At 51.8% G+C, this 20,316-nt stretch carries 21 protein-coding genes; 9 read left to right on the top strand and 12 right to left on the bottom strand.

Features of this window, described 5'->3' with window-relative positions; all coding sequences use genetic code 11:
• The first annotated feature begins 142 nt into the window (after positions 1 to 142).
• Both alaA and yfbR read left to right on the top strand, forming a co-directional pair.
• Entirely contained in the window at positions 143 to 1,360 is a 1,218-nt protein-coding gene (gene alaA / locus NNO02_RS13020; RefSeq protein ID WP_271454966.1) for an alanine transaminase AlaA, read from the top strand.
• 83 nt (positions 1,361 to 1,443) lie between these two features.
• Positions 1,444 to 2,043: a 5'-deoxynucleotidase gene (yfbR, locus tag NNO02_RS13015; RefSeq protein ID WP_137384161.1), complete on the top strand. Its 600-nt coding sequence runs from the start codon at positions 1,444 to 1,446 to the stop codon at positions 2,041 to 2,043.
• Between the two features lie 156 nt (positions 2,044 to 2,199).
• Here yfbR and NNO02_RS13010 read toward each other — a convergent pair whose 3' ends face one another.
• From NNO02_RS13010 to yfbV, 4 genes are all read right to left on the bottom strand, one after another.
• Positions 2,200 to 4,032, bottom strand: coding sequence for an SLC13 family permease (locus NNO02_RS13010; protein WP_271454965.1), 1,833 nt, complete (start codon positions 4,030 to 4,032; stop codon positions 2,200 to 2,202).
• Positions 4,033 to 4,109: 77 nt separating this feature from the next.
• The gene (locus tag NNO02_RS13005) at positions 4,110 to 4,787 is read right to left on the bottom strand and encodes a sugar phosphatase (RefSeq protein WP_271440258.1); all 678 of its coding nucleotides are present in this window, start codon (positions 4,785 to 4,787) and stop codon (positions 4,110 to 4,112) included.
• On the bottom strand, positions 4,780 to 5,274 hold the full coding sequence (locus NNO02_RS13000) for a YfbU family protein (protein ID WP_003028086.1): 495 nt from the start codon (positions 5,272 to 5,274) through the stop codon (positions 4,780 to 4,782). The genes NNO02_RS13005 and NNO02_RS13000 overlap by 8 nt, the downstream gene beginning before the upstream one ends.
• An 83-nt stretch (positions 5,275 to 5,357) precedes the next feature.
• Complete coding sequence (yfbV, locus tag NNO02_RS12995) at positions 5,358 to 5,813, bottom strand: terminus macrodomain insulation protein YfbV (RefSeq protein ID WP_003028087.1); 456 nt, start codon at positions 5,811 to 5,813, stop codon at positions 5,358 to 5,360.
• 339 nt (positions 5,814 to 6,152) lie between these two features.
• On the opposite strand from yfbV, the gene ackA reads away from it, so the two are divergent.
• From ackA to yfcC, 3 genes are all read left to right on the top strand, one after another.
• Positions 6,153 to 7,355, top strand: a complete 1,203-nt coding sequence (gene ackA / locus NNO02_RS12990) for an acetate kinase (RefSeq protein WP_006683648.1) — start codon at positions 6,153 to 6,155, stop codon at positions 7,353 to 7,355.
• A gap of 196 nt (positions 7,356 to 7,551) precedes the next feature.
• The gene (gene pta / locus NNO02_RS12985) at positions 7,552 to 9,693 is read left to right on the top strand and encodes a phosphate acetyltransferase (protein ID WP_137384163.1); all 2,142 of its coding nucleotides are present in this window, start codon (positions 7,552 to 7,554) and stop codon (positions 9,691 to 9,693) included.
• A gap of 216 nt (positions 9,694 to 9,909) precedes the next feature.
• Positions 9,910 to 11,430, top strand: a complete 1,521-nt coding sequence (gene yfcC, locus NNO02_RS12980; RefSeq protein ID WP_271454964.1) for a putative basic amino acid antiporter YfcC — start codon at positions 9,910 to 9,912, stop codon at positions 11,428 to 11,430.
• 85 nt (positions 11,431 to 11,515) lie between these two features.
• On the opposite strand, the gene yfcD is transcribed toward yfcC, so the two are convergent.
• From yfcD to yfcF, 3 genes are read right to left on the bottom strand one after another with little or no spacing between them, the layout of a single operon-like run.
• Positions 11,516 to 12,070, bottom strand: coding sequence for an NUDIX hydrolase YfcD (gene yfcD, locus NNO02_RS12975; protein WP_048211064.1), 555 nt, complete (start codon positions 12,068 to 12,070; stop codon positions 11,516 to 11,518).
• A gap of 56 nt (positions 12,071 to 12,126) precedes the next feature.
• A complete protein-coding gene (gene yfcE, locus NNO02_RS12970) occupies positions 12,127 to 12,678 on the bottom strand; it encodes a phosphodiesterase (RefSeq protein ID WP_271440250.1) in 552 nt (183 codons plus the stop codon).
• A gap of 55 nt (positions 12,679 to 12,733) precedes the next feature.
• Positions 12,734 to 13,378 (bottom strand): glutathione transferase, encoded by a 645-nt coding sequence (gene yfcF, locus NNO02_RS12965; RefSeq protein ID WP_271440249.1) that lies wholly within the window; start codon positions 13,376 to 13,378, stop codon positions 12,734 to 12,736.
• Positions 13,379 to 13,512: 134 nt separating this feature from the next.
• On the opposite strand from yfcF, the gene yfcG reads away from it, so the two are divergent.
• The 4 genes from yfcG (at position 13,513) to NNO02_RS12945 (ending at position 16,065) form a co-directional block, all read left to right on the top strand.
• Positions 13,513 to 14,148 (top strand): GSH-dependent disulfide bond oxidoreductase, encoded by a 636-nt coding sequence (gene yfcG / locus NNO02_RS12960; RefSeq protein WP_271454968.1) that lies wholly within the window; start codon positions 13,513 to 13,515, stop codon positions 14,146 to 14,148.
• A gap of 54 nt (positions 14,149 to 14,202) precedes the next feature.
• A complete protein-coding gene (folX, locus tag NNO02_RS12955; protein WP_005129505.1) occupies positions 14,203 to 14,565 on the top strand; it encodes a dihydroneopterin triphosphate 2'-epimerase in 363 nt (120 codons plus the stop codon).
• Positions 14,566 to 14,584: 19 nt separating this feature from the next.
• Positions 14,585 to 15,478, top strand: a complete 894-nt coding sequence (locus NNO02_RS12950; RefSeq protein WP_271454963.1) for a TIGR01777 family oxidoreductase — start codon at positions 14,585 to 14,587, stop codon at positions 15,476 to 15,478.
• Between the two features lie 71 nt (positions 15,479 to 15,549).
• Positions 15,550 to 16,065, top strand: a complete 516-nt coding sequence (locus NNO02_RS12945; protein ID WP_271454962.1) for a GNAT family N-acetyltransferase — start codon at positions 15,550 to 15,552, stop codon at positions 16,063 to 16,065.
• A 33-nt stretch (positions 16,066 to 16,098) separates the two neighbouring features.
• Here the strand turns inward: NNO02_RS12945 and hisP are convergent, their stop codons facing one another.
• From hisP to argT, 5 genes are all read right to left on the bottom strand, one after another.
• Positions 16,099 to 16,872, bottom strand: a complete 774-nt coding sequence (hisP, locus tag NNO02_RS12940) for a histidine ABC transporter ATP-binding protein HisP (RefSeq protein ID WP_271440246.1) — start codon at positions 16,870 to 16,872, stop codon at positions 16,099 to 16,101.
• A 13-nt stretch (positions 16,873 to 16,885) separates the two neighbouring features.
• Positions 16,886 to 17,593, bottom strand: a complete 708-nt coding sequence (gene hisM / locus NNO02_RS12935; RefSeq protein ID WP_271440245.1) for a histidine ABC transporter permease HisM — start codon at positions 17,591 to 17,593, stop codon at positions 16,886 to 16,888.
• Entirely contained in the window at positions 17,590 to 18,276 is a 687-nt protein-coding gene (locus tag NNO02_RS12930) for a histidine ABC transporter permease HisQ (protein WP_271454961.1), read from the bottom strand. The genes hisM and NNO02_RS12930 overlap by 4 nt, the downstream gene beginning before the upstream one ends.
• 186 nt (positions 18,277 to 18,462) lie before the next feature.
• Complete coding sequence (gene hisJ, locus NNO02_RS12925; RefSeq protein WP_003028120.1) at positions 18,463 to 19,245, bottom strand: histidine ABC transporter substrate-binding protein HisJ; 783 nt, start codon at positions 19,243 to 19,245, stop codon at positions 18,463 to 18,465.
• Between the two features lie 247 nt (positions 19,246 to 19,492).
• Positions 19,493 to 20,275, bottom strand: a complete 783-nt coding sequence (gene argT / locus NNO02_RS12920; protein ID WP_271440243.1) for a lysine/arginine/ornithine ABC transporter substrate-binding protein ArgT — start codon at positions 20,273 to 20,275, stop codon at positions 19,493 to 19,495.
• Between the last annotated feature and the right edge of the window lie 41 nt (positions 20,276 to 20,316).

Raw genomic sequence — 20,316 nt, 5'->3', positions numbered from 1 at the left:
GTTGTTAACAGTTAATTATAACCTCGCAACTTTCGAAATCTTCTACTAAAGACCCTTCAAAACTCACCGTCGGGGGAGTACATTGTTCTGTGCTGACTTCCACGGCAGGGAGTGGCATTCACAGCTAAAAAGGTCAAGATTCATGTCCCCCATTGAAAAATCCAGCAAATTAGAAAATGTCTGTTATGACATTCGTGGCCCGGTTCTGAAGGAAGCAAAGCGCCTGGAAGAAGAAGGCAATAAAGTTCTGAAACTCAACATCGGCAACCCTGCGCCATTCGGGTTTGAAGCACCAGATGAAATTCTGGTCGATGTGATACGCAACTTGCCTACCGCACAAGGGTATTGCGATTCAAAAGGTCTTTATTCAGCCCGCAAAGCGATCATGCAGCATTACCAGGCCCGCGGGATGCGCGATGTTACCGTGGAGGACATTTATATCGGTAACGGCGTTTCTGAATTAATCGTTCAGGCGATGCAGGCGTTGCTGAACAGTGGGGACGAAATGCTGGTTCCTGCGCCTGATTACCCGCTGTGGACAGCGGCAGTATCGCTCTCTGGCGGTAATGCCGTGCACTACCTGTGTGATGAATCATCAGACTGGTTCCCGGACCTTGATGATATTCGGGCAAAAATCACCCCGCGCACGCGAGGGATCGTCATCATCAACCCAAACAACCCTACCGGCGCTGTCTACTCCAAAGAGCTGCTGATGGAGATTGTTGAGATTGCTCGCCAGAACAACCTCATTATCTTTGCTGACGAGATTTATGACAAAATTCTCTATGATGATGCCGAGCATCACTCAATTGCGGCAATGGCCCCGGATCTGCTGACTATTACCTTCAACGGCCTGTCAAAAACTTACCGTGTCGCGGGGTTCCGTCAGGGCTGGATGGTACTGAACGGACCGAAGAAACATGCCAAAGGGTATATTGAAGGTCTTGAAATGCTGGCCTCCATGCGTTTATGCGCCAACGTTCCAGCGCAACACGCCATTCAAACCGCGCTGGGTGGATACCAGAGCATCAGCGAATTTATCATGCCAGGCGGACGTTTGTATGAACAGCGCAACCGGGCCTGGGAATTACTTAATGATATTCCGGGCGTTTCCTGTGTGAAACCGCACGGTGCTCTGTATATGTTCCCGAAAATTGATGCCAAACGCTTCAATATTCACGATGACCAGAAAATGGTACTCGATTTCCTGCTGCAGGAAAAAGTCCTGCTGGTCCAGGGCACTGCATTCAACTGGCCGTGGCCGGATCACTTCCGTATCGTCACGCTACCGCGTATTGATGATATTGAAATGTCGCTGAGCAAGTTTGAGCGTTTCCTGTCCGGTTATCACCAGCTGTAATCATGCAAAGTGCTACCGGGTTTGCATCCGGTAGCACTCTCTGCGCAAAATACCGTTACTGAAGTCACAGAGTAAGGGTCGTTATGAAGCAGAGCCACTTTTTTGCCCACTTATCCCGTCTGAAGCTCATCAACCGCTGGCCGCTGATGCGTAACGTACGCACCGAAAACGTCTCCGAACATAGCCTGCAGGTCGCCATGGTCGCCCATGCACTGGCCGCGATTAAGAACCGGAAATTTGGTGGTCAGGTTAACGCAGAGCGCATCGCGCTACTGGCGATGTACCACGACGCTTCCGAAGTACTGACCGGCGACCTCCCTACCCCGGTAAAATACTTCAACTCACAAATTGCTCAGGAATATAAAGCCATTGAGAAAATTGCCCAGCAGAAGCTGGTCGATATGGTTCCGGATGAATTACGCGATATCTTTGCGCCATTAATTGATGAGCACGCCAGCAGCGATGAAGAGAGATCGATTGTGAAGCAGGCCGATGCCCTGTGCGCCTATCTGAAATGTCTGGAAGAGCTTTCGGCCGGTAACAACGAGTTTCTGCTGGCGAAAACACGGCTGGAAAAAACGCTGGAGTCACGGCGTAGTGAAGAGATGGACTATTTTTTAGCGGTCTTTGTCCCAAGCTTCCATCTGTCGCTGGATGAAATCAGTCAGGATTCACCGCTGTAAGTTTGTGGCGACGCTACCTTTGTAGGCCGGATAAGATCCGGCATCGTGCGCCATCATGCCTGATGGCGCTACGCTTATCAGGCCTACAAGACTGGAGACGCTAAACGATCCCGTAGGCCAGATAAGGCGTAGCCGCCATCCGGCGCATAATAAAAATCAAAATGGGAACAGCATCGGGATCATCACCACACACACCGCCATCACGATCACCGTAAATGGCACCCCAATTTTCACAAAGTCGCTAAAGCTGTAGTTACCCGGTCCCAACACCAGCGTGTTGACAGGTGATGAGACTGGCGTCATAAAGGCTGCAGATGCCGCCATCGCAATGACCATCGCAAAAGGATACGGCGAAACCCCCATCGACTTCGCCGCCGCCAGCGCAATTGGTGCCATCAGCACCGCTGTTGCAGTATTTGAGATAAATAAGCCAATGGTCGCGCACAGGACAAACAGACAACCCAGCATCATGTACGGGCCATATCCCCCACCGACGTCCATGAGTCCTTTTACCACCAGATCGACACCGCCGGTTTTTTGTAAAGCCAGCGCGAAAGGCATCATCCCAACGATCAAAATAATGCTTGGCCAGTGGATCGCCTTATAGGCGCTCTCTGCATCAATACACCGGAATTTCCCCATCAGCAGGCAGGCGATAATTGCGGCCACCGTATTGGGTATTTCATCCGTCAGCATTAACGCAACCATCAGAACCAGGCAGAAAATCGCGTGGGGGGCCTGACTGTGTGCCGGAGACGCTTCACTGACTTCAACCGGCATGTTCAACACCACAAAATCGCGGCCTTTTTTCCCAAGCGCGGTGATGAGTTTCCAGTTACCCACCACCAGAATGATATCGCCCATCAGCAACGGTTCATCCACCACCGCGCCGTCCATCGCCGTACCATCACGCTTCACCCCGACGACGTTCAGGCCGTAACGTGTACGAAACGCGATTTCCCGTACCGTTTTACCGATCAGTTCTGATTCAGGGATCAACGAAATCTCAGCCATCCCCACATCGAGCGCCTGTTCGGAAAAATACTCGCCGCGCAACACCATCGGCTCCAGCAATTGTTCACTGCAGAATTCGCGCAGATCGACATCGGCCGCGGACATATCAATGAGCAAAACGTCGCGGGCACGGAACTCAGAAACCCCATTAACGTCCACAATCACGCGCCGAAAGCGACGCCAGCGTTCAACACCAATAACGTTTGCCCCATAGCGCTCACGCAGCTTCAGGTCGTCAAGACGCTGGCCAATCATCGGCGAGCCTGGACGAATCGCCAGGCGGCGGGCGCGCCCCGTCAGACGATACTCTTTGATAAGATCGCGAAAGGTCCGGCGTTTCCAGCCATCCCCCTGCTGCCCGGCATCATCGCCCTTCAGCATAAAACGCATCAACAGCATGTAAATAATGCCGAGCACCAGAACAACCAGCCCCAACGGAGTCACGCTGAAAAAACTGAAACCGTTTAGCCCTTCGCGCAGTAACTCACTGTTGACGACCAGGTTCGGTGGCGTCGCCACCAGCGTCATCATGCCGCTGATAAGCCCCGCGAAGCTAAGCGGCATCATCAGGCGTGAAGGAGAGGTTTGCATGCGCATAGATACGCTTAAAACAACAGGAATAAAAATCGCGACTACACCGGTGGAACTCATAAAAGCGCCGAGCCCGGCGACGGTGATCATCAGCAAAATCAGCATCTTAACTTCACTACTACCGGCAACCTTCACCAGCCAGGCCCCCATCACCGTTGCCACCCCGGTACGCACCAGGCCGTCCCCAATGATAAATAAGGCCGCTATCAAAATAACGTTAGGATCGCTGAAACCAGAAAAAGCCTCTGAGATGCTCAGTGTTCCACTCAGAACAAAGGCAATGATGACCAACAGAGCAACTGCATCCATACGCACTCTGCCAGTGGCAAACAAAACGACGGCAATCGCCAACAATGAGAGAACCCATATCAATTCACCGTTCACAACATATCCTTGTTAAATGAGAGGGATGGATTGAGTTTGCCATAAAAAAGCCCCAACAGTCTGGGGCTAAATCACGATCAGGTATTTCTTATAACGACCACATTTCCGTTGGGTTGCTTGGTCACGGAAATCTGTTCCAGACTGGTCAACGAAAAGTCGACCTCATCCAGACGCGGCGTGTCCGACGGCGCGTTGACCGCGATCACATGACATCCGGCAGCCAGGCCAGAGAGTACCCCAGCGGGCGCATCTTCAACCACCGCACACTCCTGCGGTGCAAGACCTAGCAGTTGAGCGCCTAACAGATATGCATCTGGCTCTGGTTTGCCTCTCTTTACCCGCTCAGCAGTGACAAACACTTCAGGCGCGGGAAGGCCAGCAACACGATGGCGTGCCCGCGCAACGGGCATCGACCCCGAGGTCACAATCGCCCAAGGGATACCCGCTTTATTCAGGTGATTGAGTAAATCAATCGCCCCGGGTAGCGCGGTGATTCCATCCGTTTCAGTCGCTTCGATATGCTCCAGACGCGTGAATTCCGCCGCAATCTCCGCGTCAGACTTGCCAGGCATAAAGTGCCGCAAGGAGGTAATTGCCTGCTTGCCGTGAATAAAACCGAGTACCTCGTCATGATCGAGACCAAAACGATCGGCCCAGTTACACCACGCACGTTCTACGGCTGGTAAGGAATCGACCAGCGTCCCATCCAGATCAAACAGAAAGCCTTTGCACTGCACGCTCGCCCCCTCAGGCATTAATGATTTGGTTAATTTCATTCGCGCTCAGGTGATACTGACGCGGGCAGGAGTGCCAGACATTCAGCATGCGCTGATATTTTTCCCACATTGGGGTCTGAGCGTTGAAGCCATGTGTACCGGCATCAAAGTGGGTGTAACGGCCTTCCACGTTCACCATAAAACGAACATACCCGAGGAAACGGGCTTCCGTTGCGGCATCAAAGCCAAGGAACGTCACGCGGCGTTCATCAATAGCCTGTGCATCTTTAAGATTAGTCCAGGACACGTGTAATGCGTGATACATCTCCATAATATCGATAATCGTACGACAGGTTTCTTCCGTCAGCTCACCAAACTCACGATCCAGCTCGCGCATCTGCAAGCCGTAACCGCGTTCAATAATCGTCTGCAAACGACGATAACGCTCGGCGTTGGTCGGATCGAGCATGGTCATCATTTTGTACTGGTTCGACAAAATAAGACGTTGAGCGTTGGTCATTTCCATTTGGGACTCCTGTATCACTACTACTGCGATGAAAAAAAAGAAGGCAACTTGTGCCTTCTTTTATATGCGTAATCAGGGGTCAATTACAAATCATCGAGGAAAGTTTTATCCAGTTGTTTGAAGGCGCGCTTAAGCGTGTCAGCCAGCGCCTGATAATCAGGCTTTCCTTCTACCGGCGACAACGCCTGTCCGGCTTCTTGTAATTTCCCACGAACTTCGTAGAACCAGTTGAGAATCGAAGGCGGCAGTGGTGTAACGGAACGTTTACCCAGCCACCACATGCCCTGCATTGGCAGGCTGAGCGCAAACAGCGCCGTTGCCACAGCCGGTCCCAACTGGCCACCTAACGCAATTTGCCAGCATAACGTGAAGACGGCGATAGGTGGCATAAAGCGAATCGCATATCGCGTCATGCGGATCACGCGATTCTCAACAAACACAGGCGCCAGGCGCTTTTCCATTGGCCACGTCTTTGCGTAGTGCTGTCCCCGGCGAAACAAGCTAAAAAAATTGACGGAGCGATTATCCGGTGTCGACATGGCGGTTACCTCAACTTCACATATAAAAATTAAAAAATTTGTGCAAAACAACAACTGCAAAGGACATCGTTCAAAACATTTTGTCTTTGATACCCACATTCAGGTATCCTGTGCCGGCCTGTAAGGCCTTTAGTCCAAAATCATTGAGTCGTCAAATTGGCATACAGTATGCCATTGGCTGAAAAATACGCAAAATGGCATAGACTCAAAGGTATTTATTCCATCGTGCCCAAAAAGACCCTGGCGCATGATGTTAATCATAAACGTCGGTGTCATCATGCGCTACGCTCTATGACTCCCTGACGTTTTTTTAGCCACGTATCATAAATAGGTACTTCCATGTCGAGTAAGTTAGTACTGGTTCTGAACTGCGGTAGCTCCTCACTGAAATTTGCCATCATCGATGCAGTAAACGGTGAAGAATACCTCTCTGGTTTAGCCGAATGTTTCCATCTCCCAGAAGCACGTATCAAGTGGAAAATGGACGGCGGTAAACAAGAAGCGGCTTTAGGTGCAGGCGCCGCTCACAGTGAAGCGCTGAACTTTATCGTTAACACTATTCTGGCACAAAAACCAGAATTGTCCGCGCAATTGACTGCAATTGGTCACCGTATCGTACACGGCGGCGAGAAGTATACCAGCTCCGTGGTTATTGACGATTCCGTTATCCAGGGCATCAAAGATTCCGCCTCTTTCGCACCGCTGCACAACCCGGCTCACCTGATCGGTATCGCAGAAGCGCTGAAATCCTTCCCAAGCCTGAAAGACAAAAACGTGGCTGTGTTCGACACCGCGTTCCATCAGACTATGCCGGAAGAATCTTACCTCTACGCTCTGCCGTACAGCCTGTACAAAGAGCATGGCGTTCGTCGTTACGGCGCGCACGGTACCAGCCACTTCTTCGTGACTCAGGAAGCGGCAAAAATGCTGAACAAACCGGTTGATGAACTGAACATCATCACTTGCCATCTGGGCAACGGCGGTTCTGTTTCTGCAATCCGTAATGGTAAATGTGTTGATACCTCCATGGGTCTGACCCCGCTGGAAGGTCTGGTGATGGGTACGCGTTCCGGTGACATCGACCCGGCGATTATCTTCCACCTGCACGACACCCTGGGCATGAGCGTTGACCAGATCAACAAAATGCTGACCAAAGAGTCTGGCCTGCTGGGTCTGACCGAAGTCACCAGCGACTGCCGTTATGTTGAAGATAACTACACCACCAAAGAAGACGCTAAACGTGCAATGGACGTTTACTGCCACCGTCTGGCGAAATACATCGGTTCCTACACCGCGCTGATGGATGGTCGTCTGGATGCGGTTGTCTTCACCGGTGGCATTGGTGAAAACGCAGCGATGGTTCGTGAACTGTCTCTGGGCAAACTGGGCGTTCTGGGCTTCGAAGTTGACCACGAACGTAACCTGGCCGCACGTTTCGGCAAATCTGGTTTCATCAACAAAGAAGGTACCCGTCCTGCGGTGGTTATCCCAACCAACGAAGAACTGGTTATCGCGCAAGACGCGAGCCGTCTGACTGCCTGATTTCACACCGCCAGCTACACCCTAAATAATTCGAGTTGCAGGAAGGCGGCGACGTAGCGAATCCCAGGAGCGTACATTAGTACGTGACTGGGGTGAGCGAAGAAAGCCAACGCACATGCAACTTGAAGTATGACGGGAGCTGGTGGTGCCGTTTTGTCTCCCGCCTGAAATTGGCGGTAACGAAAGAGGATAAACCGTGTCCCGTATTATTATGCTGATCCCTACCGGAACCAGCGTCGGCCTGACCAGCGTCAGCCTTGGCGTGATCCGTGCTATGGAACGCAAAGGCGTTCGTCTGAGCGTCTTTAAGCCAATCGCTCAACCTCGTGCCGGTGGCGATGCACCAGACCAGACTACCAGCATCGTGCGTGCTAACTCCTCTCTGCCAGCCGCTGAGCCGCTGAAGATGAGCCACGTGGAATCTCTGCTGTCCAGCAATCAGAAAGATGTGCTGATGGAAGAGATTATCGCGAACTACCACGCGAACACCAAAGATGCTGAAGTTGTACTGGTTGAAGGCCTGGTCCCAACCCGTAAACATCAGTTCGCCCAGTCTCTGAACTACGAAATCGCGAAAACGCTGAACGCGGAAATCGTCTTCGTGATGTCTCAGGGCACCGATACTCCGGAACAGCTGAACGAGCGTATTGAACTGACTCGCAGCAGCTTCGGCGGCGCGAAAAATACCAACATCACCGGCGTTATCGTTAACAAACTGAACGCACCGGTTGATGAGCAGGGCCGTACCCGCCCGGATCTGTCCGAGATTTTCGACGACTCTTCCAAAGCGAAAGTGATCAAAGTTGATCCGGCTAAGCTGCAAGAATCCAGCCCGCTGCCAGTACTGGGCGCGGTGCCGTGGAGCTTCGATCTGATCGCAACGCGTGCAATCGATATGGCGCGTCACCTGAACGCTACCATCGTTAACGAAGGCGATATCAATACCCGTCGCGTGAAATCCGTAACGTTCTGCGCACGCAGCATTCCGCACATGCTGGAACACTTCCGTGCAGGTTCCCTGTTGGTAACGTCCGCCGATCGTCCTGACGTGCTGGTTGCAGCATGCCTGGCGGCAATGAACGGCGTAGAAATCGGCGCCCTGCTGCTGACTGGCGGCTACGAAATGGACGCGCGCATCAACAAACTGTGCGAACGTGCATTCGAAACTGGCCTGCCGGTATTCATGGTGAACACCAACACCTGGCAGACCTCTCTGAGCCTGCAGAGCTTCAACCTGGAAGTGCCGGTTGACGATCACGAGCGCATCGAGAAAGTTCAGGAATACGTTGCAAACTACATCAACGCTGACTGGATTGAATCTCTGACCGCGACCTCTGAGCGCAGCCGTCGTCTGTCTCCGCCAGCGTTCCGTTATCAGCTGACCGAACTGGCGCGTAAAGCCGGTAAACGTGTTGTTCTGCCAGAAGGTGACGAACCGCGTACTGTTAAAGCAGCGGCTATCTGTGCTGAACGTGGGATCGCAACCTGCGTACTGCTGGGTAACCCGGATGAGATCACCCGTGTTGCCGCGTCTCAGGGCGTTGAGCTGGGTGCTGGCGTAGAAATCGTTGACCCGGATGTGGTTCGCGAAAGCTACGTTGCTCGCCTGGTCGAACTGCGTAAAAACAAAGGCATGACCGAAACCGTTGCTCGCGAACAACTGGAAGACAACGTGGTTCTCGGTACTCTGATGCTGGAACAAGACGATGTTGACGGTCTGGTTTCTGGTGCCGTGCACACGACTGCAAACACCATTCGCCCACCGCTGCAGCTGATTAAAACTGCGCCGGGTAGCTCTCTGGTGTCTTCTGTGTTCTTCATGCTGCTGCCGGATCAGGTTTATGTTTACGGCGACTGCGCGATCAACCCAGATCCGACCGCAGAACAGCTGGCAGAAATCGCGATTCAGTCTGCTGATTCCGCGATTGCCTTCGGCATCGAACCACGCGTTGCAATGCTCTCCTACTCCACCGGTACATCTGGTGCAGGTAGCGATGTAGAGAAAGTACGTGAAGCAACGCGTCTGGCGCAGGAAAAACGTCCAGACCTGATGATCGACGGTCCTCTGCAGTACGATGCGGCTGTTATGGCTGATGTAGCAAAATCCAAAGCGCCGAACTCTCCGGTTGCAGGTCGCGCTACCGTGTTCATCTTCCCGGATCTGAACACCGGTAACACCACCTACAAAGCGGTACAACGTTCTGCTGACCTGATCTCCATCGGGCCGATGCTGCAGGGTATGCGTAAGCCGGTGAACGACCTGTCTCGTGGCGCGCTGGTAGACGATATCGTCTACACCATCGCTCTGACCGCGATCCAGTCTTCCCAGCAGCAGTAATCTGCTGTGTACGCCGGATGGTGACCTAAACGCATCCGTTGCGACCTACATAGCGTGATTCTTGAAACCGGAAATAGCTGATATTTCCGGTTTTTTTATGCCCGTCCCTTTCATTAACAAATTCTGAAATATTTGCTTAGATGCGCTGCATCAATGAATAACTATTCTCCTGTTTGCATACTTAGCCTCTTTGCTTTGCAACAGGGATAGTCCTTTATGTCTGCAGTAACAGAATCACAACCCGCGAAAAAATGGGCCATGCCCGACACGCTGGTCATTATTTTTTTCGTCGCCATTTTAACCAGTCTGGCAACATGGGTCGTTCCCGTCGGAATGTTCGACAGCCAGGAAGTGCAGTACCAGGTCGATGGACAAACCAAAACGCGTAAAGTGGTCGATCCCCACTCTTTTCGTATTCTGACCAACGATGTGGGTGAAGAGCAATATCACCGGGTTAAGTTCTTCACCACCGGCGATGAAAGCCCTGGTCTGATGAATTTTCCGTTTGAAGGGTTAACCTCCGGTTCAAAATTTGGCACCGCCGTTGGCATCATTATGTTTATGCTGGTGATTGGTGGTGCATTCGGCATCGTAATGCGCACAGGAACCATCGATAACGGCATCCTGGCGCTGATCCGTCATACACGGGGTAATGAGGTCTTGTTTATCCCGGTACTGTTTATTCTCTTCTCGTTAGGCGGTGCCGTCTTTGGGATGGGGGAAGAAGCGGTCGCCTTCGCCATTATCATTGCGCCGCTAATGGTGCGGTTAGGTTACGACAACATCACCACCGTTCTGGTGACCTATATTGCCACCCAAATTGGCTTTGCCAGCTCATGGATGAACCCATTCTGTGTGGTTGTCGCACAGGGTATTGCGGGTGTGCCCGTGCTCTCGGGTTCGGGTCTGCGCATCGTCGTGTGGGTTGTGGCAACGATGATCGGCCTGACGTTCACGCTGGCCTACGCGGCACGTATCAAGAAGAACCCATTGCTGTCCCGGGTGCATGAATCGGACCGTTTCTTCCGTGAGCAGCAGGACGAGGTCGTCGAGCGACGTTTCACACTGGGTGACTGGCTGGTCCTGATCGTGTTGACCGCAGTGATGATTTGGGTGGTCTGGGGCGTTATCGTCAACGCGTGGTTCATTCCTGAAATTGCCAGTCAGTTTTTCACCATGGGGCTGGTGATTGGCATTATCGGGGTTGTTTTTCGACTCAACGGTATGACGGTCAATATCATGGCCTCCTCGTTTACTGAGGGTGCGCGAATGATGATCGCGCCTGCCCTGTTGGTCGGCTTTGCCAAGGGAATATTACTGCTGGTTGGTAATGGCGAAGCGGGTGATGCCAGTGTGTTAAATACCCTGCTGCACAGTATCGCCAACGGTATCAGTGGCCTGGACAACGCGATTGCGGCCTGGTTTATGCTGCTTTTCCAGGCTGTGTTTAACTTCTTTGTCACATCCGGTTCGGGTCAGGCAGCACTGACTATGCCGCTACTGGCACCACTGGGCGATCTGGTAGGGGTCAACCGCCAGGTCACCGTGTTGGCTTTTCAGTTTGGTGACGGCTTCAGTCATATTATCTACCCAACCTCTGCGTCGCTGATGGCGACATTAGGGGTATGTCGGGTGGACTTCCGCAACTGGTTGAAGGTGGGTGCCACGCTGCTGGGCCTGCTGTTTATTATGTCCAGCGTAGTGGTTATTGGTGCGCAAATGATGGGCTACCATTAAACAACAAGGCCGGATAATGCACATCAGCGGCTTATCCGGCCTACAACGAGTCCCGATCCGTCATCCAGGATCGGCGGCGCTGAGTTTACTCAGCTTCTTCGTGTTTTTCGGCTTTCGCACTTTCATTCTTGGCATTGCGTGTCATCCACAGCGCCAGTGCTTTCAGTGAGTCCGGTGTAAATTCATCACAGCGCGCGGTAATTTCTTCCGGCGTCAGCCAGCACACTTCACTAATCTCTTCTTCCTGCAGCGCAAACGGTCCGTGAGAAACGCAGCTAAACAGCCCGCCCCAGACGCGACAGTTCTGGTCTTCAAAATAAAACTGACCGTGCTCGGCAAACGGGACACCGGCAATGCCCAATTCTTCTTCCGCTTCACGACGCGCGGAGTCCAGAAGCTGCTCATCAGCCTGCACAACCCCTCCCGCGGTAGCATCCAGCATACCGGGCATAAAGTCCTTTGTCTCAGTGCGACGTTGAACCAGAATTTTACCCATACCATCGTGTACAACGATATACGTTGCACGGTGGCGCAAGCATTGTGCCCGCATTTGTTCCCGGCTGGATTGTGCGATGACTTCATTGTCTTCATTCACAATATCCACCCATTCAGTACTTGCCAAACGACGCTGTTCCACCATCAGGAAACCTTCTTTTTTCTAGCGCTCTTACGGCGCGTTTACGTTTGTGGGGTAAATTACGGATTAATCTCGACCTGCGCAATAATACTTTGATCATTGAGTGCCATCACGCTGAGAACATTATCATCCAGAATCCCGTAGCTTGCCGTAAATCCCCCTTTCGGGATGCTTACCGAACCTGGATTAAACTGGTAGATATCCCCACGTCGCTCTGCCACCGGCAAATGCGTATGCCCATAAACCAGCACATCGCCGGCGTTGAGCGGTGGTAAGTTATCCGGACCAAAAAGATGTCCGTGCGTCAGAAAGAGTCGCTGGCTGTCAGTCAGAATTTGCTGCCACGGCGCGGTTATTGGAAAATGCAGGAGCATCTGATCCACTTCGCTGTCGCAATTTCCACGCACTGCAATTATCCGCGACGCCTGCTCATTCAAACGCTCGGCGACCTGTGCTGGCGCGTAGCCCTCTGGCAACGCATTACGCGGCCCATGGTTCAATACATCGCCCAGTATCACCAGCCATTGCGCACCACTTTGGGTAAACCGTTCAAGTACGCATTCCGTAGCCGGCAACGAACCATGAATGTCCGATGCGAACATCAGTTTCATCACTCACCCCTCGTTGAAAAATACCTTTCAATGATACTGGATTACGCCCCTACTTTCAGCAGGAACGCTTCGCTGAAAGCGCGATAAAACGTTGTACCGAAGCGCGCTGCCACTGGAAGGTGGCATACTCCGCGAGCTGTTCTGGTACATCATCGCCATTCAGAACCAATCGATTAAGCATTAGCGCCAAATCGCTGTCTGCGATACACCATTCACCAAACAAATTCTGCTTACCTTGCGCCAGTAAACTGCCCGCCGTGGCAAACAATTTTTCCGCACTGGCCCTTCCTGCTTCCGTCAACGGACCTTTCTTCACGCCACCAAAAACCACATCCGTCGAACGCTCTTCCCGGATAGGCATCAGATCGCTACGGAGCCAGGCCTGAACCTGGCGGGCACGAGCCCGTTTTTGTAGATCGTGCGGATAAATACGCTCCCATTGCGGTGGAGCGAAACGCTCTTCCAGGAACTCGGCAATCGCCGAGGATTCACTCAGTTCAAAACCGTCAATGTCCAGAACCGGTACACGACGCGTCAGCGCATACCCTTGCCATGAAGGTTGCAAGTGTTCACCACTATTGAGGTCGACAGTTTTCAGCGTAAAAGGCAGCCCTTTCTCTTGCAGAGCGACATAAACAGACAGCACATAAGGGGAGAAAAAATTGGCATCTGACCACAGCGTAATTGCAGGTTTGCTCATAATGTCCTCTGAAGTGTATTGGCTTGCTTTCAAAATATAGAGTCTTTCTCTCGCTGTCACTTGATGAAAACTCACGCACGTCAGCAGCTTCTATACTTGTAGTGACCCGGTTCATGACAAAACGGACGCTGAAAATGATCGACCTCTACTACACTCCATCGCCAAACGGGCACAAAATCACACTGTTTCTCGAAGAGACACAGTTAAAGTACCGCCTGATACATGTAGATATCAGCAGAGGCAGCCAGTTCCGCCCTGACTTTTTGCAGATTTCACCGAATAATAAAATTCCGGCCATCATCGACTGCGCCCCGGAGGATGGTGGAAAACCCATTAGCCTGTTTGAGTCTGGTGAGATTTTACTCTACCTGGCGGAAAAGAGCGGTAAGCTACTCAGCGGTGAATTACGCGAGCGCCACACCACGCTGCAGTGGCTCTTCTGGCAGGTTAGCGGACTTGGGCCAATGCTGGGACAAAATCATCACTTCAGCCACTTCGCACCGCAGACCATCCCCTACGCTATTGAACGGTATCAGGTGGAAACCCAGCGACTGTACAACGTCATGAATAAACGTCTGGAAATATCACCCTGGCTGGGTGGCGATCATTACAGCATTGCCGACATTGCCTGCTGGCCGTGGATTAATCTCCACCAGCGCCAGCGTATCGACCTCGACAACTATCCGGCGGTCAATAACTGGTACGAACGAATCCGTACTCGTCCCGCAACAGAACGGGCGATGCAGCAAGCGCAGAGCGAGAAAAGTTAACGCGATTCGGTTCTCGTGTATCATGAAAAGGTTCATACATGGAGGAAACCTGCAATGTCACAACCTGACGCAATTATTCGTATAAAAAACCTTCGTCTGCGCACTTTTATCGGCATTAAAGAAGAGGAGATCCTGAACCGACAGGATATCGTCATCAATATTGCCATCCACTATCCCGCAGACAAAGCCCGGACCAGTGAAGATATCAACGACGCGCTGAATTATCGCACCATCACCAAGAGCATCATTTCGCACGTTGAGAGTAACCGCTTCTCATTGTTGGAAAAATTAACGCAAGATGTGCTCGATATCGCACGCGAACATCACTGGGTCACTTATGCTGAAGTGGAGATCGATAAACTTCACGCATTGCGTTACGCCGACTCCGTTTCCATGACATTGAGCTGGCAGCGCTAAACGTAACCCGGGAGGCGACATGCAGATTCTGATTACCGGCGGTACTGGCCTGATTGGACGTCATTTGATCCCCTGCCTGCTGGAACTGGGGCATCAGATTACCGTAGTGACACGTACTCCTGATAAGGCTCGTCAGATTCTGGACTCCCGGGTCACGCTATGGAAAGGGCTGGAAGAGCAGCAAAACCTCGATGGCATTGATGCTGTCATCAATCTTGCCGGAGAACCTATCGCTGACAAACGCTGGAGCGCTGAGCAAAAAGAGCGTTTGTGCCAGAGCCGCTGGGGGATTACGCAGAAACTGGTCGATTTAATCAAGGTCAGCGACACGCCGCCTGCCGTACTCATCTCTGGTTCCGCTACGGGATACTACGGCGATCTGGGTGAAGTCGTTGTGACGGAAGAAGAACCGCCACACAATGAATTCACCCATAAGTTGTGCGCCCGGTGGGAACAGATCGCCAGCGCTGCGCAAAGCGACAGAACGCGCGTATGTTTGCTGCGTACTGGCGTTGTATTGGCCTCTACGGGCGGGATCCTCGCTAAGATGGTCCCACCGTTTCGTCTGGGGCTTGGCGGTCCTATCGGTAATGGGCGTCAATACCTGGCCTGGATCCATGTTGACGATATGGTCAACGGGATTATCTGGCTGCTGGACAACGAGCTGCGCGGTCCCTTCAACATGGTTTCGCCATACCCGGTTCGCAATGAGCAGTTTGCCCATGCGCTGGGTCATGCCCTAAACCGCCCGGCGATCCTGCGCGTTCCAGCGGCCGCTATGCGGCTGCTGATGGGCGAATCCTCGGTGCTGGTCCTCGGGGGTCAGCGTGCGTTGCCCAAACGCCTGGAAGCGGCCGGTTTTGCGTTTCGTTGGTACGATTTGGAAGAAGCGCTGGCCGATGTCATCCGATAATGTCTGATATCCCTTCACTGTTGCCATTGTGGTGGTATGGTTAAAAAACCGAATACCACGATGGCGACGTTATGGCGATAATATCAACACCCCGACTTACCCTCTCTTTGTACCAACTCGCTGACTGGCCTTTTTTCCAGCGGCTACGAGAAAATCCTGACGTCATGCGTTTCATGGGGGATATCGCCCCAACCAAAGATACTCGCCTGCTCTTCGCCAGACGCCTTTCCGCTCGACATACCTTTGTTATCCGTGAGCACAACAACACGACGCAACTGGGCGATATTGGCTTACAGATAAGCCATCTTTATCCTCAGGAAGCGGATATTGGCTACGCCATCACGCCACGGGCGCAAGGAAAAGGTATTGCCAGCGAAGCCGTACGTGCCGTGTGCGATTATGCCTTTCAACAGGCTGGCGTAACGGCGATAAATGCCTATGTATTAGCCGGGAATACCGGATCGATACGCATTCTGGAAAAAACAGGATTTATACGCACTCAGGTGCTTGAAAAAGCCTATGAAGTGAACGGCATAGCGCATGACGACTGGGTTTATCGTCTGGAGTACAGCGCGTTAAAACGGTAGGCCCGGCAAGCATAGCGCCTCCGGGCAACTCAATTACTTCAGCGATCCTTTAAGGAACTGCTGTAAACGCGGGCTTTGTGGGTTCCCGAACACCTGCTCCGGATTGCCCTCTTCTTCAATTTTTCCCTGATGCAGGAAAATAACGTGTGAGGATACGTGGCGGGCAAACCCCATTTCATGCGTCACGACCACCATGGTTTTCCCCTCCTCAGCCAGCTGTTGCATGATGCGCAGCACTTCGCCGACCAGCTCTGGGTCTAGCGCCGAGGTGGGTTCATCAAACAGCAGAACTTCCGGCTCCATCGCCAGCGCACGGGCAATTGACACACGCTGCTGCTGACCGCCGGACAGATGCACCGGGTATTTCCCCTGCGCGCGCTCATCAATACCGACTTTGGCCAGATACTTCACCGCACGCTCGCGGGCTTCATGCTTGCTCAGCCCCAGCACCTGGATAGGTGCTTCCATGACGTTTTCCAGCACCGTCATGTGACTCCACAGGTTGAAGTGCTGAAAAACCATCGTCAGTCGCGTACGTAACAGACGCAGCTGATTTTTATCTGCAACCTTCAACTGACCGTCTTTGTCGCGTACCAGACCAATATTCTGACCGCTAACCACAATCGTTCCGGCGCTCGGTTTTTCCAGAAAGTTAATGCAGCGCAGGAAGGTACTTTTACCTGAACCTGACGAACCAATAATGCTGATAACATCACCCGCATTGGCCTGCAGCGATACCCCTTTCAGCACTTCATGTTCGCCGTAGTGCTTATGTAAATCGATAACGTTTAATTTATTCTCAGGCATCGTGTTACTCGAACTATTTAGAGGATACATGCTGCAACCAGCGTTTTTCCGCTTTACGGAACAAACTGATCAGGACATACGAAATCATCAAATACAGTACAGCGGCAATACCGAATGCGGTAAATGGCTGGTAGGTTGCCGAGTTGATGTCACGGGCGATTTTCAACAAATCCGGCACCGTCGCAGTAAACGCCAGCGCCGTGGAATGCAGCATTAAAATGACTTCGTTGCTGTATGCCGGTAACGCGATACGCAGTGCGGAAGGCAAGATAATGCAGCGGTACAGTTTGAAGGAAGAGAAACCGTAAGCTCGTGCGGCTTCAATCTCGCCATGCGGCACGGAACGGATGGCCCCGGCAAAAATCTCCGTCGTGTAGGCACAGGTATTCAGCGTCAGCGCCAGTACGGTACAGTTCAGCCCGCTGCGGAAAAACGCGTTGAGAAAATCTGTCCCTTTCACAATCTCCAGCGTATACATGCCGGAATAAAACACCAACAGCTGAACATACAGCGGCGTTCCACGAAAAATATAGGTGAACAACCAGATAGGAAACTGGATAAATTTATTGCTTGATACACGACCAATCGCCAAAAACAGTGCCAGAATCCCGCCCATCACCACCGATGAGATCAGCAACCACAATGTGATCGCCACGCCGGTAAAGCGATAGCCGTCAGTCCACAACAGGGATTTCCAGTACTCCTGAATAATTTCAATCACAGGTCAGCCCTCTTCACACCCACGGAGTAGCGGCGCTCAAGGTACAGCAGCACACCATTAGACACGGTGGTAAACACCAGATAGATGACCCCACATACCACGGCAAAATAGAACGGCTCCCAGGTGCTTTTTCCGGCAAGCTGAGTGGCTTTCACCACATCTTCAAGTCCAAGCAGTGACACCAGCGCCGTGGCCTTCAGAATAACCTGCCAGTTGTTGCCAATCCCCGGCAAGGCAAAGCGCATCATTGCCGGAAACATAATGCGGCGAAATATTTGTGAGCTGGTAAAACCGAATGCCGTCGCCGCTTCAATATGACCTTTCGGTACCGCCATAAACGCGCCACGGAAGGTTTCAGTAAAATAGGCTCCGTAGATAAATCCGAGCGTAATAATCCCTGCAACCATCGGATCGATATCAATCTGACTGATACCCACTGCGTCGGTAATCGTATTCAGCGCGATTTGTAATCCGTAGAAAATGAGCAGCATTAAGACGAGATCGGGAACCCCGCGGATAAGCGTGGTGTACCCTTCGAAAATAAGCTCCATTGCCCGGTTTTGCGAAAGCTTCGCTGCCGCGCCAACAAGGCCTATCATGACCGCCAGCACTACCGAGCTGAGAGCCAGCTCCAGCGTAACAATCGCGCCCTGTAAAATAACACCTGAAAAGCCATACAACATGCTGCCTGTCCTGTCGTGTGTGGTGGAGTAATAAGCCTCTTTTGATTTCAGACTAACCGTTAAATGCCGGATGGCGGCTTTGCCTTATTCGGCCTACACAATCACCGTAGGCCTGATAAGCGCAGCGCCATCAGGCATAAATTCAACGCGTCAAAAATCTACGGGCTTTATCAGCACCTGCGGTGATTAACCGCCGTAAACATCAAAATCGAAATACTTTTTCGCCAGCTTCTCGTAAGTACCGTCAGCACGCATCTCTGCAAATGCTTTATTCAGTGCTTCGCGCAGTTCATTATCGTCTTTGCGCAGCCCCATACCGGTACCGACGCCGAACAGTTTCTCGTCTTTCACTGACGGGCCGCCGAATTTGTAATCTTTACCTACTGGCTGCTTCAGGAAGCCTTCGCTGGCCGCGACTTCATCCTGGAATGCGGCATCAATACGCCCGGCAGTCAGGTCAGAATAGATATTGTCTTGCCCCTGATAAGAGACGATTTCAATGCCTTTTGGCGCCCAGTGTTCGTTACCGAACGTTTCCTGAGTCGTGCCCTGCAGCACACCGACACGCTTACCTTTCAGAGACTCGATGGTCGGCTGAATAGCGGAATCTTTAGCAACCACCAGACGAGAGTCTGCTGCATAAAGCTTGTCGGTAAAGGCAATCTCTTGCTGACGTTTTTCCGTAATGGAAAGCGACGACATGATGGCATCGATCTTCTTCGCTTTTAACGAAGGGATCAGCGCATCCAGCGGGTTTTCCACGAAAGTACATTGTGTATTGATGCGTTTGCAGAGCTCTTTAGCCAGATCGATATCAAAACCGACCAATTCACCCTGTGCATTTTTCGATTCGAACGGTGCATAAGTAGGATCTGTACCGATACGAATTTTTTGCGGGATGGCTGCAAATGCTGCGGTAGCACTGGAGAAAGCCAGAACCAGAGAAAGAGACAACACCAGTTTTTTCATAACTATCCTCAACAGACTGTCTTTTATAGGGGATCTTTACAGGACCAGGTGCAGTTATCGTGCCATTAATCAGGCCGACAAGGCAAAGCATTCTACCTTGTCAGCGGTATTTATTTGCATGAAAAGCGCTTAAGTATGCAATCATGCTTATTAAGACCACGATAAAAGCACCAAAACAGTGCACTGAAATCATTATGCACCGTAATGGTTAACCCCTATGGTGCAGTCAATTCCCCGTTTCAGCGTATCAATCGCCGTAGACATTAAAGTTAAAATACTTACTCGCCATTTTGTCGTAGGTACCATCTTTACGCAGTTCGCCCAGCGCTTTATCAAACGCCGCTTTCAGCTCGACATCGTCTTTGCGTAAACCAATCCCGGTCCCGTCGCCAAAGTATTTTTTATCTTTTACTGAAGGACCGGCAAACGCGTAATCTTTACCTGCAGGTTGTTTCAGGAAACCTTCGCTGGCTGCGACTTCGTCCTGCAATGCCGCATCCAGACGGCCCGCCGTCAGGTCAGAATAGATCAGATCCTGGTTCGCATAGGCCACAACATCCACGCCTTTGCTGCGCCAGTTATCATTGGCATAGGCTTCCTGCGTCGAACCTTGCAGTACGCCAACATGTTTACCCTTGAGTGAATCCAGAGTCGGTTGAATTGGGGAGCCTTTCGCCGCGATCAGACGTGAATCTGCTGCGTAAAGTTTGTTTGAGAAAGCAATTTCTTGCTGGCGTTTCTCGGTGATGGAAAGCGAAGAGATGATGGCATCAATTTTTTTCGCTTTCAGCGACGGGATCAGCGCATCAAAATCACTGGCGACCCAGGTACATTTGATCTGCATACGTTTACACATCTCATTTCCCAGATCGATATCAAAACCGACAAAATCGCCTTTGGCATCTTTAGAGGAAAAAGGAGCGTACGTTGTATCTGTACCAATACGAACCGTCTGCGGAAGTGCTGCGTAGCTGGCCGCGGTGGCGGAGAGTCCTACCAGCAAAGACAAAGCAAGAACCGTCTTCTTCATACATAACCCTCAAGTGGCGTAATTTTATTATGTTTTACGTT

This window comes from Citrobacter sp. Awk 2 (genome assembly GCF_028069815.1).
GTDB lineage: Bacteria > Pseudomonadota > Gammaproteobacteria > Enterobacterales > Enterobacteriaceae > Citrobacter.
This window is presented reverse-complemented; position numbering and strand designations above follow the sequence as displayed.

What these genes read in the sequence shown, in the direction of transcription:
- alaA (WP_271454966.1), top strand. Translation starts at nt 143, where the DNA reads ATGTCCCCCATTGAAAAATCCAGCAAATTAGAAAATGTCTGTTATGAC.
- yfbR (WP_137384161.1), top strand. Translation starts at nt 1,444, where the DNA reads ATGAAGCAGAGCCACTTTTTTGCCCACTTATCCCGTCTGAAGCTCATC.
- NNO02_RS13005 (WP_271440258.1), bottom strand. Translation starts at nt 4,787, where the DNA reads ATGCCTGAGGGGGCGAGCGTGCAGTGCAAAGGCTTTCTGTTTGATCTG.
- NNO02_RS13000 (WP_003028086.1), bottom strand. Translation starts at nt 5,274, where the DNA reads ATGGAAATGACCAACGCTCAACGTCTTATTTTGTCGAACCAGTACAAA.
- yfbV (WP_003028087.1), bottom strand. Translation starts at nt 5,813, where the DNA reads ATGTCGACACCGGATAATCGCTCCGTCAATTTTTTTAGCTTGTTTCGC.
- ackA (WP_006683648.1), top strand. Translation starts at nt 6,153, where the DNA reads ATGTCGAGTAAGTTAGTACTGGTTCTGAACTGCGGTAGCTCCTCACTG.
- yfcC (WP_271454964.1), top strand. Translation starts at nt 9,910, where the DNA reads ATGTCTGCAGTAACAGAATCACAACCCGCGAAAAAATGGGCCATGCCC.
- yfcD (WP_048211064.1), bottom strand. Translation starts at nt 12,070, where the DNA reads ATGGTGGAACAGCGTCGTTTGGCAAGTACTGAATGGGTGGATATTGTG.
- yfcE (WP_271440250.1), bottom strand. Translation starts at nt 12,678, where the DNA reads ATGAAACTGATGTTCGCATCGGACATTCATGGTTCGTTGCCGGCTACG.
- yfcF (WP_271440249.1), bottom strand. Translation starts at nt 13,378, where the DNA reads ATGAGCAAACCTGCAATTACGCTGTGGTCAGATGCCAATTTTTTCTCC.
- yfcG (WP_271454968.1), top strand. Translation starts at nt 13,513, where the DNA reads ATGATCGACCTCTACTACACTCCATCGCCAAACGGGCACAAAATCACA.
- folX (WP_005129505.1), top strand. Translation starts at nt 14,203, where the DNA reads ATGTCACAACCTGACGCAATTATTCGTATAAAAAACCTTCGTCTGCGC.
- NNO02_RS12950 (WP_271454963.1), top strand. Translation starts at nt 14,585, where the DNA reads ATGCAGATTCTGATTACCGGCGGTACTGGCCTGATTGGACGTCATTTG.
- NNO02_RS12945 (WP_271454962.1), top strand. Translation starts at nt 15,550, where the DNA reads ATGGCGATAATATCAACACCCCGACTTACCCTCTCTTTGTACCAACTC.
- hisP (WP_271440246.1), bottom strand. Translation starts at nt 16,872, where the DNA reads ATGCCTGAGAATAAATTAAACGTTATCGATTTACATAAGCACTACGGC.
- NNO02_RS12930 (WP_271454961.1), bottom strand. Translation starts at nt 18,276, where the DNA reads ATGTTGTATGGCTTTTCAGGTGTTATTTTACAGGGCGCGATTGTTACG.
- hisJ (WP_003028120.1), bottom strand. Translation starts at nt 19,245, where the DNA reads ATGAAAAAACTGGTGTTGTCTCTTTCTCTGGTTCTGGCTTTCTCCAGT.
- argT (WP_271440243.1), bottom strand. Translation starts at nt 20,275, where the DNA reads ATGAAGAAGACGGTTCTTGCTTTGTCTTTGCTGGTAGGACTCTCCGCC.